The 14,915-nt window shown below is 70.2% G+C and carries 14 protein-coding genes and 1 pseudogene; 8 read left to right on the top strand and 7 right to left on the bottom strand.

Annotation, left to right across the window (positions count from 1 at the left end; all coding sequences use genetic code 11):
* Positions 1 to 74: 74 nt before the first annotated feature.
* The 5 genes from OG792_RS31010 to OG792_RS31025 all read right to left on the bottom strand — a co-directional run bounded on the left by OG792_RS31010 (position 75) and on the right by OG792_RS31025 (position 3,630).
* Positions 75 to 395, bottom strand: coding sequence for a DUF1416 domain-containing protein (locus OG792_RS31010; RefSeq protein WP_329104883.1), 321 nt, complete (start codon positions 393 to 395; stop codon positions 75 to 77).
* Between the two features lie 3 nt (positions 396 to 398).
* The gene (locus tag OG792_RS31015) at positions 399 to 1,247 is read right to left on the bottom strand and encodes a sulfurtransferase (protein WP_329104885.1); all 849 of its coding nucleotides are present in this window, start codon (positions 1,245 to 1,247) and stop codon (positions 399 to 401) included.
* A 165-nt stretch (positions 1,248 to 1,412) separates the two neighbouring features.
* Positions 1,413 to 1,490, bottom strand: a complete 78-nt coding sequence (locus OG792_RS34860; protein ID WP_311202345.1) for an Ms5788A family Cys-rich leader peptide — start codon at positions 1,488 to 1,490, stop codon at positions 1,413 to 1,415.
* A gap of 79 nt (positions 1,491 to 1,569) precedes the next feature.
* Positions 1,570 to 2,391, bottom strand: coding sequence for an LmeA family phospholipid-binding protein (locus tag OG792_RS31020; RefSeq protein ID WP_329104887.1), 822 nt, complete (start codon positions 2,389 to 2,391; stop codon positions 1,570 to 1,572).
* Between the two features lie 132 nt (positions 2,392 to 2,523).
* Positions 2,524 to 3,630, bottom strand: a complete 1,107-nt coding sequence (locus OG792_RS31025; protein ID WP_329104889.1) for a hypothetical protein — start codon at positions 3,628 to 3,630, stop codon at positions 2,524 to 2,526.
* 259 nt (positions 3,631 to 3,889) lie between these two features.
* On the opposite strand from OG792_RS31025, the gene OG792_RS31030 reads away from it, so the two are divergent.
* From OG792_RS31030 to pstB, 7 genes and pseudogenes are all read left to right on the top strand, one after another.
* The gene (locus OG792_RS31030) at positions 3,890 to 4,618 is read left to right on the top strand and encodes a winged helix-turn-helix transcriptional regulator (protein ID WP_329104891.1); all 729 of its coding nucleotides are present in this window, start codon (positions 3,890 to 3,892) and stop codon (positions 4,616 to 4,618) included.
* A 178-nt stretch (positions 4,619 to 4,796) separates the two neighbouring features.
* A pseudogene (locus OG792_RS31035) lies at positions 4,797 to 5,732 on the top strand (polysaccharide deacetylase family protein); the annotation flags it as partial.
* A 224-nt stretch (positions 5,733 to 5,956) separates the two neighbouring features.
* A complete protein-coding gene (gene mshD, locus OG792_RS31040) occupies positions 5,957 to 6,898 on the top strand; it encodes a mycothiol synthase (protein ID WP_329111546.1) in 942 nt (313 codons plus the stop codon).
* Between the two features lie 213 nt (positions 6,899 to 7,111).
* Positions 7,112 to 8,215, top strand: coding sequence for a phosphate ABC transporter substrate-binding protein PstS (gene pstS / locus OG792_RS31045; protein WP_329104893.1), 1,104 nt, complete (start codon positions 7,112 to 7,114; stop codon positions 8,213 to 8,215).
* A 45-nt stretch (positions 8,216 to 8,260) separates the two neighbouring features.
* Entirely contained in the window at positions 8,261 to 9,358 is a 1,098-nt protein-coding gene (pstC, locus tag OG792_RS31050; protein WP_329104894.1) for a phosphate ABC transporter permease subunit PstC, read from the top strand.
* Positions 9,359 to 9,393: 35 nt separating this feature from the next.
* Complete coding sequence (gene pstA, locus OG792_RS31055; protein WP_442932520.1) at positions 9,394 to 10,437, top strand: phosphate ABC transporter permease PstA; 1,044 nt, start codon at positions 9,394 to 9,396, stop codon at positions 10,435 to 10,437.
* 20 nt (positions 10,438 to 10,457) lie between these two features.
* Positions 10,458 to 11,234 carry a phosphate ABC transporter ATP-binding protein PstB gene (pstB, locus tag OG792_RS31060; RefSeq protein ID WP_329104898.1) on the top strand — a complete coding sequence of 259 codons (777 nt, stop codon included), beginning with the start codon at positions 10,458 to 10,460 and terminating at the stop codon, positions 11,232 to 11,234.
* A 90-nt stretch (positions 11,235 to 11,324) separates the two neighbouring features.
* Here the strand turns inward: pstB and OG792_RS31065 are convergent, their stop codons facing one another.
* Positions 11,325 to 12,206 (bottom strand): NUDIX hydrolase, encoded by an 882-nt coding sequence (locus OG792_RS31065; RefSeq protein ID WP_329104900.1) that lies wholly within the window; start codon positions 12,204 to 12,206, stop codon positions 11,325 to 11,327.
* 253 nt (positions 12,207 to 12,459) lie between these two features.
* Positions 12,460 to 13,422, bottom strand: a complete 963-nt coding sequence (locus OG792_RS31070; protein ID WP_329104902.1) for a threonine ammonia-lyase — start codon at positions 13,420 to 13,422, stop codon at positions 12,460 to 12,462.
* A 444-nt stretch (positions 13,423 to 13,866) separates the two neighbouring features.
* Between OG792_RS31070 and OG792_RS31075 the strand changes: the two genes are divergently transcribed.
* Positions 13,867 to 14,862 (top strand): Gfo/Idh/MocA family protein, encoded by a 996-nt coding sequence (locus tag OG792_RS31075; RefSeq protein WP_329104904.1) that lies wholly within the window; start codon positions 13,867 to 13,869, stop codon positions 14,860 to 14,862.
* Positions 14,863 to 14,915: the final 53 nt, after the last annotated feature.

Consider the following 14,915-nt stretch of genomic DNA (forward strand, 5'->3'; position numbering starts at 1 on the left):
GGGCGTACGCCGGAAAGCGGATCGCCGCCCGGACCGTTGCGTCCGGGCGGCGATCCGCGATGCTGTCCAGCCGGTCAGAGGACCGTGACGCCGACCTCGTTGATGCCCCGGCCGGCGGTGACCAGGACGTCCCCGTTGCCGTGCCGGGACAGGGCCCGCAGGGTCCAGGTGCCGGGCGCGGCGAAGAACCGGAACTGGCCCTCGGGCGAGGTGACGACCTCGGCGGTGAACTCGCCGGTGGAGTCGAGCAGCCGGACGTACGCACCGGGAACGGCGTCGCCCGAGTCGGCCCGGACCACGCCGGTGATGACGGTTTCCCGGTTCAGGTCCAGCCCGGCCGGCAGCGGGGCCGACTGGTCCGGTGCCGCGCAGCTGGCGGCGGTGGGAGCGGTCATGGCTCAGGCCCTCCCCGGCTCGTCGCCGAGCACGATCGGCACGCCGATGAGCGAGCCGTACTCGGTCCAGGACCCGTCGTAGTTCTTCACGTTCTGGTGGCCGAGCAGCTCCTTGAGCACGAACCAGGTGTGCGAGGAGCGCTCGCCGATCCGGCAGTACGCGATCGTGTCGAGGCTGTCGTCCAGCCCGGCCTCGCCGTAGATCTTGCGCAGGTCGTCGTCGGACTTGAAGGTGCCGTCCTCGTTGGCCGCCTTCGACCACGGCACGCTGACCGCGGTCGGGATGTGACCGGCCCGCTGGGACTGCTCCTGCGGCAGGTGCGCGGGGGCGAGCAGGCGACCGGCGTACTCGTCGGGCGAGCGGACGTCGACCAGGTTCTTGACCCCGATCGCGGCGACCGCCTCGTCGCGGAACGCGCGGATGCTCAGGTCCGGCTCCTGGGCGACGTACTGGGTGGCGGGGCGGGAGACCGCGTCGGAGACCAGCGGACGGGCGTCCAGCTCCCACTTCTTGCGACCGCCGTCGAGCAGCTTCACGTCGCGGTGGCCGTAGAGCTTGAAGTACCAGTACGCGTACGCGGCGAACCAGTTGTTGTTGCCGCCGTAGAGCACGACGATGTCGTCGTTGCCGACACCCCGCTCGGAGAGCAGGGCCTCGAACTGCTCCTTGTTGACCGCGTCCCGGCGTACCGGGTCCTGGAGGTCCTTGCGCCAGTCGAGCTTGATCGCGCCGGCGATGTGGCCGCCGTCGTAGGCCGTGGTGTCCTCGTCAACTTCGACGAAGACCACGCCCGGGGTGTCGAGGTTCTTCTCGGCCCAGTCGGCCGAGACGAGTGCGGTGTCGCGACTCATCGAATCACTCCTAATTAGGATGATGGATTGGTGAGCCAGCGCGAGGTATCGATAGTTTTCGTCGCACCACGCGCGGGACCCAGAACGAGAGGATCACGGGTTCGTGCGACGGCGCCGCTGCCGGGCGTGAGGAAAATCAGAGGGTACGCGAGAGCAGCCCCGCCGTCAGATGACGGGGCGACACAGGCAGGTGGCCACGCGGCACAGGTCGACCGCGCGCCGTTTGGTGAGGAGCGTCCCCATGGGCAGGGAGCTTACCAGCCGGAAATAAACGCGTCACCAGCCGACCACGATCCGGGAAAGTGCCTCGTCGGGGCCTGGTCTAGCTCAGCGGCACGTCCTTCGCGGTGGCCCGTACGGCCAGCCCGCCGGGCAGCGGTGTGACCTCCTGCACCTGGAGGTTGAACGGCAGTTCCGGCAGCGGCAGCCGGATCGCGATCTGGCGGGCGGCCTCCTGCACCGCCAGCCGGGCCAGCGGGATCTCCGGCAGTCCGTCGACGGTCACGTTGCTGAAGCTGAGTGCCACCTCGGCGCCCTCGATCTTGACGTTGGCCGCGCCGTGCACGGTGAACTGCTGCCCCAACAGCTGGAGCGGGGCGTCCACCAGGAGCTTGCCGCCCTCCTCCTTCAACCGGATGCCGGGCTGGTCGATCAGCTTCACCACACTGTCGTACGAGATGGTCGCGGTGCCGTTCACCGTCCCGGCGGTCACCTGACCCTGGCCGGTACGCAGGGTGTTGATCGACGCGGCGATGTTTCGCGCGTCGATGTGCAGCTCGGGCAGGTTCACCGTGGTCTGGACGTCGGGCACCGGAGCCTCGACGTCCCGCAGCACGATCACGATCGACTCGTAGTTGCCGGCGACCACCTGGGTGAGGAACGGCGTGCCGTTGACCGTGACGTCCGGCGGAGCGGTCTTGATCCCCTGACGGGTGGTCTCCTGGCTGATCCGGGTGGCGATCTCGCGCTCGGCGAAGCCGACCGCGTACCGGTCGGCCACCACCAGCGCGGCGATCAACACCAGCAGCAGGATCAACAGCACGATCAGCAGCTTGCGCCCCCGCCGACGCGGCCGGTCGGTCCGGTGCGACCGGGGCAACCGCCGCGGATAACTCTCACCCTGTGCCGGATAACTGTCTGCCACGCCACCCGCCTCCGCCTACCCGGATCGGCGGAGCGACCGATCGGGGAACCGCTATGTACCCGGCCCGCGCGAACCTCAACCGGGGAAGTCACATGATCCCGCATCGGCGAACCGGTGGCCGCCGCCGGTGCTTCAGAGGAAGAAGACCGTCATCGCGTACGCCGCCGGGGCGGCCAGGGCGAAGCCGCCGAGCGGGCCCTGCATGTGCCGGGCCACCCACATGGTCGGCGGCTCGCCGGCCATCAGGCGACCCGCCTCGGAGTAGTTCACACCGAGGTCGGCGAGGACCGCCGCGGTCGCCGCGACCAGGCCGACGATCGCGGCGCTGGTCGGCGTGAAGCCGACCACGTAGCCGCCGATCAGGCTACTGGCCAGGGTGCCGAGCATCGCGCCGAGCACCACCCCGGCCGCCCCTCGGGGCACCTGCGGGGCCAGCCGGGGCCAGGGCAGCACCGCGTCGGTGAGCCGGGCGACGACCAGCGCCACCCCGCTCCCGCCGAGGCAGACGAAGATCGCCTGGGTGCCGATCGGCAACCGGCTGAGCACGATCAGACTCGCGAACGCGACCACGCCGATCACGATCAGCAGGGTGGCGCCGAGCGACTCGGTGACCCGGGCCCGGTCGGTCCGGCGGACCAGTTGACCGAGCACGCCGACCACGAAGCCGGCCACGGCCACGAAGCCGACCGGTCCGAGGGCGGCCACGTCCGGCACTATCGCGGCCACGTCCGCCCCGGCGGCGACGGCCACCGAGACCCCGGCGACCAGCAGCAGCGCGGGCGGTCGCATCGCCATCGTCCAGGCCAGGATGTAGAGCAGCTGGACCCCGAACACCACCAGGGCGAACGGGATCCGGGCGCCCGGACCGGAGGTCTGCGCGCCGAAGACCAGGCCGAGGCCGAGCAGGCCGGCGAAGCCGGCGACGGCCAGCGCGAGCGGACGGCGGATCGGGACCGGCTCGAACTCCTCCTCGTCCTCGTCGTCGGTCTCCGGGTCGAGGCCACTACCGGGTACGGGGTCGTCGGAGCCGCGCTTGCCGCGCAGCCGCCGCCGCCCCGTCTCGGGCTCGGGCTCCTCGTCCACGGCGACCGGCGGCTCGTCGAAGGGCATGCCGGACGGGCCCGGTCCGGGCGGATAACCGCCGCGGGGGGCCGGGCCGGGCGGTGGCCCGGCCGGTCCGGTACGGGGCCCGTCGGCCCAGGAATCGCGACCGGTCTCGGGTGACGTCGAGGGGAACACGCACTGATCGTGCCAGATCGGGCCGCAGACGCACGGATTCTGGTTACGGCCAGGTAAAAACCTCCCCCGTTGAGGTGGAGAACACAACCGAAGGGGCGATCGTCCGGGATCGACCCGCGCTGGATCCGTTAAGCTCGGGCCTTACCCCGCCCCGTCAGCGACGCCGGGACCGACACCATTAACCAGTGAGCAAGCCGGCCAGGAGCCGGAGACCCACTGGCCACCGCGCGGCGATGCGCCGCCGGGACGGAGGTGATGTGTGGAGATCCTGTTGCTGGTCACCGCGCGTGCAGGCGAGCCCTCGGCCGTGCTGCCCGCTCTGGACCTGCTCCCCCACTCGATTCGTACCGCACCACGCGACGTCCGGACCCTCGTGGCCGGGCCCAGCCCGGACGCCGTACTCGTGGACGCCCGCTCCGAGCTGAGCGAGGCTCGGGCGACCTGCCGGATGTTGCACGCCACCGGGCTCGGCGTACCGCTGATCGCGGTGGTCACCGAGGCCGGTCTGATCGCACTGAACGCCGACTGGGGCGTGGACGACGTGATCCTCGCCAGCGCCGGCCCGGCCGAGGTCGAGGCCCGGCTGCGGCTCGCCGTGGGCCGGCTCACCAACGCCATCGCCGGTGCCGGCGGCCAGATCCGCGCCGGTGAGCTGTCGATCGACCCGGACACCTACGCGGCCAAGCTGAAGGGTCGCCCGCTCGACCTCACCTACAAGGAGTTCGAGCTGCTCAAGTTCCTCGCCCAGCACCCCGGCCGGGTCTTCACCCGGGACCAGTTGCTGCGTGAGGTGTGGGGCTACGACTACTTCGGTGGCACCCGCACGGTCGACGTACACGTCCGGCGGCTGCGGGCCAAGCTCGGCTCGGAGTACGAGTCGATGATCGGCACGGTTCGCCAGGTCGGCTACAAGTTCGTCGTACCGCCGTCGTCCTCCCGCTCGCTCCCGGAGTCGGAGCCGGCCGTGGCCGCGGCCCTGTCCGTCTGACCCCCCGCACCGCCCCGCACCACAGCATCCCGAACGCCATCCGGTGACCTCACCGGGTGGCGTTCGGCGTATCGGTGGCCCCATATCGGCCTAATGCCGGAAAGCACCCTTTACTTGGCAAATCGTACGTACCCTAGGTCTTCAGGTGCGGCGTCAAGGGGGGACGGCAGTGGCATCGATACGTGGCCGCCGGGCGTCGGTATACCGGTACGCACAGCACCGACCCGGCACGGCGAACCTGCGCCTGATCCTGGTGCTCACGCTGGCGATCGGCTCGATCCTCGGTGGGGTGTACGTCCTCGGCCGAGCGGCCAGCACCCGCGACCAGGGATCGGATCCACACCGCGTCGCCACCTCGCCCGGCCCGTCCCGGGTGACCACGGACTCACCCACACCCACCCCCACCGCACCATCGCCCACCCCGTCGGCCACCCCGTCGCCAATTCCGTCGGCCGCCCCCGACGGCGAGTCCACGCCCGCCGACGACCGCCCCCGGCTGGCCCTGGAACGCGACGGCCCGTACGGCAGCCGGATCACCACCGGGGCACGGGAGGTGGCGCTCACCTTCGACGACGGGCCGGACCCGGAGTACACCCCGCAGGTGCTGGAACTGCTCGCCCGGTACCGGGTCAAGGCGACGTTCTGCCTGGTCGGTCAGCAGGTCTCGGCACACCCCGAGCTGGTACGGGCGATCGTCGACGCCGGCCACACCCTGTGCAACCACTCCTGGTCACACGACGTCGGACTCGGTGCGCGTACCCGGACCGCGATCCGGACCGACCTGGCCCGTACGAACGCGGCCATCCGGGCGGCGGTGCCGGGCGCCCGGATCGTCTACTTCCGCCAGCCCGGCGGAGCCTGGACCAGCGGTGTGGTGGCAACCGCCTGGGAACTCGGCATGACCTCGCTGCACTGGACCGTCGACCCCAGGGACTGGACCCGGCCCGGCGCCGGCAACATCGCGTCGATAGTCACGGCCGGTGTCGGTGCCGGTGCCATTGTGCTGATGCACGACGCGGGCGGCGACCGGCAGCAGACGATCAGCGCGCTCCGGACCATCCTGCCCAACCTGCTCCGCCGGTTCGAACTGGAGTCCCTGCCGACCGGACTACCCCGGCCCGCCTCGGCCGACACCAACCACACGAACGCGGCGGCGGGCGGGGGCGGCGGGTCGGCCCGCGTACCCGATCCGACCGCGCGCGGCGACGAGCGGCCGACCGCCGAGACGCCACCGACCCGGACCGACGTGCCGAACCCGCCCGTCCAGTGATGTCGCCCTCGACCGGCTGAACCGACCCGGTACGCCTGGTACCGACGGGCTACGGTGGCCGGGTGACCATGACCGCACCCGAGGTGGTCCGGACCGATCGACTCGGCCCGGCGGAGATCAGCGACATCCTGGACCTGGTCCGGGCCGCGGATCGGGCCGACGGCGCGCACCCGATCTCCGAGCAGGTGACGCTCCGGCTCCGGCCCGACGGCGCCGCCGGGGTCGAGCACCTGGTCGTACGCGACCAGGACGGCACACCGGTCGGCTACGCGCAGCTCGACCGCACCGGTGACCCGGCCGTGGCCGAGGCGGAGTTGGTCGTACATCCGGCGCACCGGCGGGCCAGACTGGGCCGGGCCCTGGTCGCCGCGCTGACCACCGCGAGCGTCGGCACCGAGCTGCGGCTGTGGGCCCACGGCGACCACCCGTCGGCCGCCGCGCTCGCTCTCGACCTGGGCTTCGGCCGTGACCGCGAGCTGTGGCAGATGCGCCGGCCGCTCGGCGACGACCTCGCCGAACCGGTGCTGCCGGCCGGTGTGGTCCTGCGGGCGTTCCGTCCGGGCGCCGACGACGAGGCGTGGCTCGGGGTGAACCGGCGGGCCTTCGCCGACCACCCGGAACAGGGCCGGTGGACCGCCACCGACCTCGCCGTACGGATGGCGGAGCCGTGGTTCGACCCGGCCGGCTTCCTACTCGCGGTGCAGGAGTCGACCGGCCGCCTGCTCGGCTTCCACTGGACCAAGGTGCACGGCGATTCGAACCGGGCCGAACCCGGTGGGCCACGACAGGAACCGGTCGGCGAGGTGTACGTGATCGGGGTCGAGCCGGAAGCCCACGGCACGGGCCTGGGCAGGGCACTGACCTCGGCCGGACTGCGTTACCTCGGTGACCGTGGGTTGACCCGGGTAATGCTCTATGTGGACGAATCAAATTCATCTGCGGTGGCGCTCTACCGGCGACTCGGCTTTTCCCGTTGGACGACGCACGTGCAGTACCGACGCGCCGCATAACGGACGTAGCGAACACCAGCCCCTCAGTTCACGGAACGGACAACTCGCCCTCAGCTGCGGTCCATCTGACCGGCCGCACCTGTTCACCCTTCGTTCACTCGTGCCCGGCGAACCGGCTACCTGGCACTTCTAACTTGCCTAGTAGCCAGCGGAATAGCCGGCTCCCGGGGCACAGTTCCCGGCGCTCCGTCCATGTGAAGGGAAACCCCTCAGGTGAAGCTCCAGCGGCACGGCATTCTTGCCTGCCTCGCTCTGACTGCGGCACTTGCACTCAGTGCGTGCGGCTCGGACAACAACGAGCCCGCCGGGCCCTCGGCCTCCGGGTCCGCCGCCGCAGCCGACTGCGCCACCGGCACCATCAACGCCGCGGGTTCGTCCGCGCAGAAGAACGCCGTTGCCGAATGGGTCAAGACCTACCAGCAGCAGTGCACCGGCGTGACCATCAACTACGACCCCTCGGGTTCCGGCGCGGGCATCCAGTCCTTCATCGCCGGCACCGCTGACTTCGCCGGCTCGGACTCGGCGCTCAAGGACACCGAGCAGCCGCAGGCCGACGCCAAGTGCCCGTCCGGCAAGGCGATCCACCTGCCGATGGTCATCGGCCCGGTCGCGATCACCTACAACCTGACCGGTGTTGACGGCCTTCAGCTCAAGCCGGCCACCCTGGCGAAGATCTTCGCTGGCAAGATCACCAAGTGGGACGACGCCGCGATCAAGGCCGACAACCCCAGCGCGACCCTGCCGGCGACCGCCATCCAGGCCGTACACCGCTCGGACGAGTCGGGCACGACCGACAACTTCACCGCGTTCCTGAGCAAGGCCGCCGAGACCGACTGGACCTTCGGCAAGGCCAAGGCGTGGAAGGCACCGGGCGGCACCGGCGCCAAGGGCTCCGACGGCGTCGCCGCCCTGGTCAAGCAGACCGCCGGCACCATCGGCTACGTCGAGCTCTCGTTCGCCGAGAACTCCTCCCTCAGCACCGCCAAGGTCGCCAACGGTTCCGGCGAGTTCGTCGCGCTGACCGCCGAGTCGGCCGCCAAGACCATCGCCAGCGCCGAGGTCACCGGCCAGGGCGACGACCTGAAGATGTCGATCGACTACAACACCAAGGAGGCCGGGGCGTACCCGATCGTCCTGGTGACCTACGAGATCGTCTGCAACAAGGGCCTCGCCGCCGACAAGCTGGCGCTGGTCAAGGGCTTCCTCGGCCACGCGGCCAGCAGCGAGGGTCAGGCCGACCTGGCCGACCTGGGCTACGCCCCGCTGCCGGAGACGGTCCGCACCAAGGTCGAGGCCGCAGTCAAGACCATCGCCTGACCCCGGTAATCCAGCCCCCGGACACCACACGGAGCGAGCGAGCAGATGGGTGAAACCCCTCCCCGCTCGGCCGACGCCGGCACCGGCGGATCGGGCGTGACGACGAGTCACGACCGACCCGCCGGTGCTTCGGCACAAACGGCCGAGAATTCAGCGATACCGTCCCACCGTGCTCCCGACGGGGGCGGACTGGGCGGCGGTGGCGCACTGCCCCGACGCCGGGCATTCGGTGCCGAGCAGCTATTCCGCGTGCTGACCCTGGCCGCGGGCACGATGGTCCTGGTGATCATCGTGGCGATCGCGATCTTCCTGGTCAGCAAGGCGGTGCCGGCCCTACAGGCCAACCACGAGAACTTCTTCACCTACCGGAACTGGGCGCCGAACGAGGGCGAACCCCGCTTCGGTATCGCCGCGCTGGCCTTCGGCACCGTGCTCAGCGCGGTCATCGCACTGCTACTCGCGGTGCCGGTGGCGCTCGGTATCGCGCTCTACCTCTCGCACTACGCTCACCGGCGGATCGCCACCACGCTCGGCTTCCTGATCGACCTGCTCGCTGCCGTACCCAGTGTCGTCTTCGGGCTCTGGGGTCGCGACGTGTTCAGCGGACCGGTCACCGAACTCTCCGTGTGGCTCAACAAATACTTCAGCTGGATCCCGCTCTTCGGCGGGGAGGGACCGTTCGGCCGGGCCATCCTGCTCGGCGCCCTGGTCCTGGCGATCATGGTGCTGCCGATCGTCACCTCGCTCTCCCGCGAGGTCTTCATGCAGACCCCGACCGCCAACGAGGAGGCCGCCCTCGCCCTGGGCGCCACCAAATGGGAGATGATCCGCACCTCGGTGCTGCCGTACGGGCGGCCGGGTGTGGTCGCCGCGGTCATGCTCGGGCTGGGTCGCGCACTCGGCGAGACGATCGCCCTGGCGATGACCCTCGGCGCCACCTTCGCCATCTCGTTCAACCTCATCGAATCCGGCGGCAACTCGATCGCGGCCAACATCGCCAACGGCTTCAGTGAGTCCAACGACATCGGCCGCGGCGCCCTGATCGCCTCCGGTCTGGTGCTGTTCACGATCACCCTCGTGGTCAACATGACCGCCCGAGCGATCCTCAACCGCCGCCGCGAATTCACCGAGGGGGCAGCGTGAGCGCATCGACACTGGTAAGCCCCAGCGGTACCGGGGTGGACCTGCGGGGCCGTCGGCTCCCGAAGTGGGCACCGATCGGCATCGCCGTACTCGCGCTGGTCCTCGCGGCCGTCGTGGTCTACGGCACCGGTATCGGCGGCTGGGTGCTGGCGGTCGTCCTCGGCGCCGTCTTCTACCTGCTCGGCCTCTACCTGGTGGCCCGGAACGTCGAGGGCCAGCGGGCGGCCAACAACCGGACCTGGAGTGCACTGATCCACTCCGCGTTCGTGCTCGCCGTACTCCCGCTCACCTCGGTGGTCTGGACGCTGGTCTCCAAGGGAGTCGCGCGGCTGGACGGCGACTTCTTCGGCAGCTCGATGAACAACATCGGCGCCCGGGACGCGAACGGTGGCGCCTATCACGCGATCATCGGCACGCTGGAGCAGGTCGGCATCGCCACGCTGATCACGGTCCCGCTCGGTGTCGCCGGCGCGATCTACATCGTCGAGTACGGCCGGGGCCGGTTCGCCAACACGATCCGCTTCTTCGTGGACGTGATGACCGGCATCCCGTCCATCGTCGCCGGCCTGTTCGTCCTCTCGTTCTGGGTGCTCATCGTCTCCCCCTGGTTCAGCGCGGACGGCCGACCGGGCTACTCCGGTTTCGCCGCCGCACTGGCGCTGAGCGTGCTGATGCTGCCGACCATCGTCCGGTCGACCGAGGAGATGCTGCGGCTGGTGCCGGCACCCCTGCGGGAGGGCTCGTACGCGCTCGGCATCCCGAAGTGGAAGACGATCATGAAGATCGTGCTGCCGACCGCACTGCCCGGCATCGTCACCGGCGTGATGCTCGCCATCGCCCGCGCCGCCGGCGAAACCGCACCGGTGCTACTGGTCGCGGGTGGCACCGCGGCGATCAACTTCAACCCGTTCGAGAACAACCAGTCGTCGCTGTCCCTGTTCGTCTACGGCCAGGCGACCGAGGCGGGACGGTACTCCCCCGACCGGGCCTGGACCGCCGCGCTGACCCTGGTGGCCCTCGTTCTCGTCCTCACCATCGCGGCGAAGCTGCTCGCTCGCCGCAGCCAGATCTCCCGTTGAACCCCGGAGGAGCAATCACCATGGCAAAGCGCGTCGAGGCGGAGGGCGTCACCGCGTACTACGGGTCGTTCAAGGCGATCGAGAACATCAACCTGACCGTCGAGCCGAAGACCGTGACCGCCCTGATCGGGCCGTCCGGCTGCGGCAAGTCGACCTTCCTGCGCTCGATCAACCGCATGCACGAGGTGCTGCCGGGCGCCCGGGTCGACGGCAAGCTCACCATCGACGGCCAGAACATCTACGACAACGACGTCGACGTGACCGCCGTACGGCGGCTGATCGGCATGGTCTTCCAGCGCCCGAACCCGTTCCCCACCATGTCGATCTTCGACAACGTGGTGGCCGGACTGAAGCTCAACGGCGTACGGCGCAAGTCGGTGCTGGAGGACGCGGCCGAGAAGGCCCTCCGCTCGGCGAACCTCTGGGACGAGGTCAAGGACCGGCTCGGCAAGCCCGGTGCCGGCCTGTCCGGCGGTCAGCAGCAGCGGCTCTGCATCGCCCGGACGATCGCGGTCGAGCCGCAGGTCGTGCTGATGGACGAGCCCTGCTCGGCGCTCGACCCGATCTCCACGCTGGCGATCGAAGATCTGATGTTCAAGCTGAAGGACCGCTACACGATCATCATCGTGACGCACAACATGCAGCAGGCGGCCCGGGTCTCGGACCGTACGGCGTTCTTCTCGATCGAGCGCACCGGCGACCCCGGCCGCCTGATCGAATACGACTACACGCAGAAGATCTTCAGCAACCCGAGCGTGAAGAAGACCGAGGATTACATCACCGGCCGCTTCGGCTGACCGGCGGCACGAGGCGTACCGGTCCCCCGGCGACCCATTGGGTTCGCCGGGGGACCATTTTCCGTCTCTACGGCCCCCAACCGATGAGGCTCAGGCGAGCAGGAACCGGCCGGTACCGTCCGGGGCCAGGTCCAACCGGGGCATCACCGGGGTCGCGGCATCCCGCTCCGCCGAGGCGGCCGGCAGCCCTGCCCGCCCGCCACAGGCGGCGATCTCGGCCAGCGTGACCCTGGTCGGCGGCAGCATCGCGATCTCGCCCGCGTCGGCCCGCGCCAGCGCCTCGGCCGGCCGGATCCACATCGTGTGGTCGGCCTCCCCGGAGACGTCGCGGGTCCGCTGCCCCGCCGGCAGCAGGGCAACGAAGAAGTACGTGTCGAAGCGGCGCGGTTCGAACTCCGGCGTGACCCACCTGGACCAGGGCAGTAGCAGGTCGGCCCGGAGGGTGAGCCGCTGTTCACGGAGCAACTCGGCGAAACCGGCCCGCCGCTCGACCAGCGCCTGCCGGGCCGACTCCCAGTCGGCACCGCTCACGTCACCGACGATGGTGCCCGGTCCGGGTCCGGCGAGCAGCACCCCGGCCTCCTCGAACACCTCCCGCGCGGCGGCACAGAGCACCGCCTGGGCGGCGTCGGGTGCCAGCCCCAGCCGGTCACCCCAGTCCGCCGCGGAGGGACCGGACCAGTCGAGTGCCGCCTTCGAGTCGGACGGGTCGACGCCGCCGCCGGGAAAGGCGTACATGCCGCCGAACGTCATCGAGGCGAGCCGGCGGATGACGTACACCTCGAAGTTGTTGTCACTGTCAGCGGCCGGGACCGGGCGGACCAGCAGGACCGTCGCGGCCATCCTGGGCGGTGCCGGCGGCCCGCCCGCGGCGTAGAACCGGCGGGCGTGCTCGACCAGCGACTCCGGGGCGGCGAACATCGGCGGGGTGGCCGCCGGTCGAGTCGGCGGCCCACCGCTGTCGATAGTCATGTGGCCGAGCCTAGTGGGAGATCTTGACCGGTGGACGGGGCGCACACCGACGGGCCAACGCCGGCCGGTGCCGGGGCCGTCGAGAATTGTTCAGCTCGGCGGGCTTCGTCGAGATCGACGCGATCAGCCGCTCGACCAGCGCCACACCGTGCTCGGGGCCGCCCGTCTCGGAGGTGCCGGTTCGATCGGCTGTACGCGCCACGCTCACGGATCCTCTCGATCTTCGACATCGAACCCGTGCAGGGTAACGAGATCAGCGATGGACCCAGCGGCGATAGGCATCCGGGTCGACGTTGCTGCCGCAGATGACGGTGATGACGTGACGGCCGACGAACCGATCGCGGTCTTCCAGGACGGCGGCGACGCCGAGGGCGGCTGATGGCTCGACAACCAGGCCCGCGTGCTCCAGGAGCATCTGCATACCCGCGATGATCGACGTCTCCCGGACCAGGACGGCGTCGTCGGCCACCGTGAGGAGGTCGTCCAGGACCGCTGGGATGGGGTACCGGCCGGCGACGCCGTCGGCGATGGTGTCGGTCGATTCGGTGGTGACGACGCGGCGGTCGTGCCAGGAGCGAGTCATCGCCGGCGCACCCGTGGGCTGTACGCAGATCACCTCGACTCCGGGCACCAGGGTCTTCAGGACGTAGCCCACGCCGGTAGCCATCGCACCGCCGCCCAGGGCGATCAGAACAGCGTCGAACGCGGATTCTCCGCCCGCCAGTTCAAGGCCGATCGTCGCGGCTCCCTCGCACGTCTCGACGTCCAGACTGTCCTCGACCAGCCGTATGCCCCGCCATCGCGCGATACTCGCGGCCCGCTCGCGGGCCATTTCGAAGTCGCCGTCCACCAATTCCAACTCCGCGCCCAGCGCGCGGATCCGATCGAGCTTGGCAACGGGTGCCCGCCGCGACGCCACTACCGTCACGTCGATGCCACGGCGGCGGCCCGACCAACCGAGCGCCTGGCCGAGGTTGCCGGCGCTGGCGCACACCACGGCGTTCCGGCCCTGCTCGGTCAGCAGGCTCGCCACGAGTTCGGTACCCCGGGCCTTGAAGCTGCGGACCGGGTTCGCCGTTTCCAGTTTGATGCTCACGGTGCAGCCAAGCTGGCTTCCCAGTGCATCGCACCGGTACATCGGCGTGTCCAGAAAGATGGGGTCGATCACGCCGCGGGCCGCGCGGATCCGGTCAAGATCAAGGCGCGTCTTGATCACACCGCGACCATACACCCGATGGTCCCCCCGGGCCGTCGACGTGAAAGACTCGTCAACCGACGCCCTCGGGGGCCCGACCAATACCACGCATTTATCTCGTACATCGTCTTTGGTGTACGTACGCAAAAGACGATGTACGAGTTGAACGCGTTAGTTTCCCGACGCCCCGGTCAGGGCCCTCCCGCTCGCGCCCGGCTCGACGCGGTCCACACCCCCGCCCAGACCGTGCCGGTTACCACCGCCCGATCGGGCACCTCCCACCTCGCCCACCCATGACGCACGAACCACCCCGGCGTCGTCGCCTTCCCCACCGCCGGACACCTGCCGTCCCGCACGGAACCCGCGTAGTTGGCGTCCCGCTCGGTCGCGGGGGATGCTTCGGACTGGTTCTCACGGGCACGTGATTGCCGGACGTGACCGGCGGCCCGTAGTCGAAGGGGTGACATGGTTCAGCAAGCTGGCTCCGGGGGCGTTACCCGCTGGGGCATCCTGGCCACCGGCAACATCGCCGCGCGGTTCGTCGAGGACCTGCGACTCCTGCCGGACGCCGAGGTCGTCGCCGTCGGTTCCCGATCCGCCGACGCCGCCCGGCTCTTCGCCGACCACCACGACATCCCGAGGGCGTACGGCTCCTGGGCAGAGCTCGCCGCCGACGACGAGGTCGACGTGGTGTACGTGGCCACCCCGCACGCCGCCCACTACGACGCCACCATGACCTGCCTGACGGCCGGCCGGGCGGTGCTCTGCGAGAAGCCGTTCACCCTGGACCTGGCGACCAGCACCGCCCTGATCGAGACCGCTCGGGAGCGGGACGTCTTCCTGATGGAAGCCATGTGGATGCGCTGCAACCCGACCGTACTGCGGGTGTTGGACCTGATCGCCGAGGGCGCGATCGGCGCGGTGACCGGGGTGCAGGCCGCGTTCGGGGTGGCCGGGCCGTTCCCGCCCGAGCACCGGATGCGCGCCAAGGCACTCGGCGGCGGTGCCCTGCTCGACCTGGGGGTCTACCCGATCAGCCTGGCCCACCTGGTGCTCGGCCGACCGGACCACATCCGGTCCTGGGCGTCGCTCGGGCCGGAGGGCGTCGACGAGAACACCGGCATCGTCTTCGGTTACGACTCCGGCGCGGTCGCGTCGCTGAGCTGCGGCATCGTCGGCGCGACCCCGCTGACCGCGACGATCACCGGCACCACCGGCCGGATCGAGCTGGCCGAGCCGTTCTTCCGCCCGAGCGCCGCGACCCTGCACCGCACCGACGCCGACCCGGAGCCGCTGCCGGCCGACCTGGTGGGCAACGGCTACCAGTACGAGGCCGCCGAGGTCCAACGCTGCCTGACCACCGGCCTGAAGCAAAGCCCCCTGGTCCCCCACGCCGTAACCCTCGAAGTAATGAACCTCCTCGACACCATCCGCACCCAAATCGGAGTCACCTACCCCTGACCCACCCGCCCCGTCGGGGGCACGGATACAGAGAATGAGTGGTTATCCGCGCG

The organism is Micromonospora sp. NBC_01699 (assembly GCF_036250065.1).
Taxonomy (GTDB): domain Bacteria; phylum Actinomycetota; class Actinomycetes; order Mycobacteriales; family Micromonosporaceae; genus Micromonospora_G.

Excerpts from the sequence above, each read along its gene's own strand:
- OG792_RS31065 (WP_329104900.1), bottom strand. The coding sequence starts at position 12,206 with ATGACTATCGACAGCGGTGGGCCGCCGACTCGACCGGCGGCCACCCCG.
- pstB (WP_329104898.1), top strand. The coding sequence starts at position 10,458 with ATGGCAAAGCGCGTCGAGGCGGAGGGCGTCACCGCGTACTACGGGTCG.
- mshD (WP_329111546.1), top strand. The coding sequence starts at position 5,957 with ATGACCGCACCCGAGGTGGTCCGGACCGATCGACTCGGCCCGGCGGAG.
- pstC (WP_329104894.1), top strand. The coding sequence starts at position 8,261 with ATGGGTGAAACCCCTCCCCGCTCGGCCGACGCCGGCACCGGCGGATCG.
- OG792_RS31015 (WP_329104885.1), bottom strand. The coding sequence starts at position 1,247 with ATGAGTCGCGACACCGCACTCGTCTCGGCCGACTGGGCCGAGAAGAAC.
- OG792_RS31075 (WP_329104904.1), top strand. The coding sequence starts at position 13,867 with ATGGTTCAGCAAGCTGGCTCCGGGGGCGTTACCCGCTGGGGCATCCTG.
- OG792_RS31010 (WP_329104883.1), bottom strand. The coding sequence starts at position 395 with ATGACCGCTCCCACCGCCGCCAGCTGCGCGGCACCGGACCAGTCGGCC.
- OG792_RS34860 (WP_311202345.1), bottom strand. The coding sequence starts at position 1,490 with ATGGGGACGCTCCTCACCAAACGGCGCGCGGTCGACCTGTGCCGCGTG.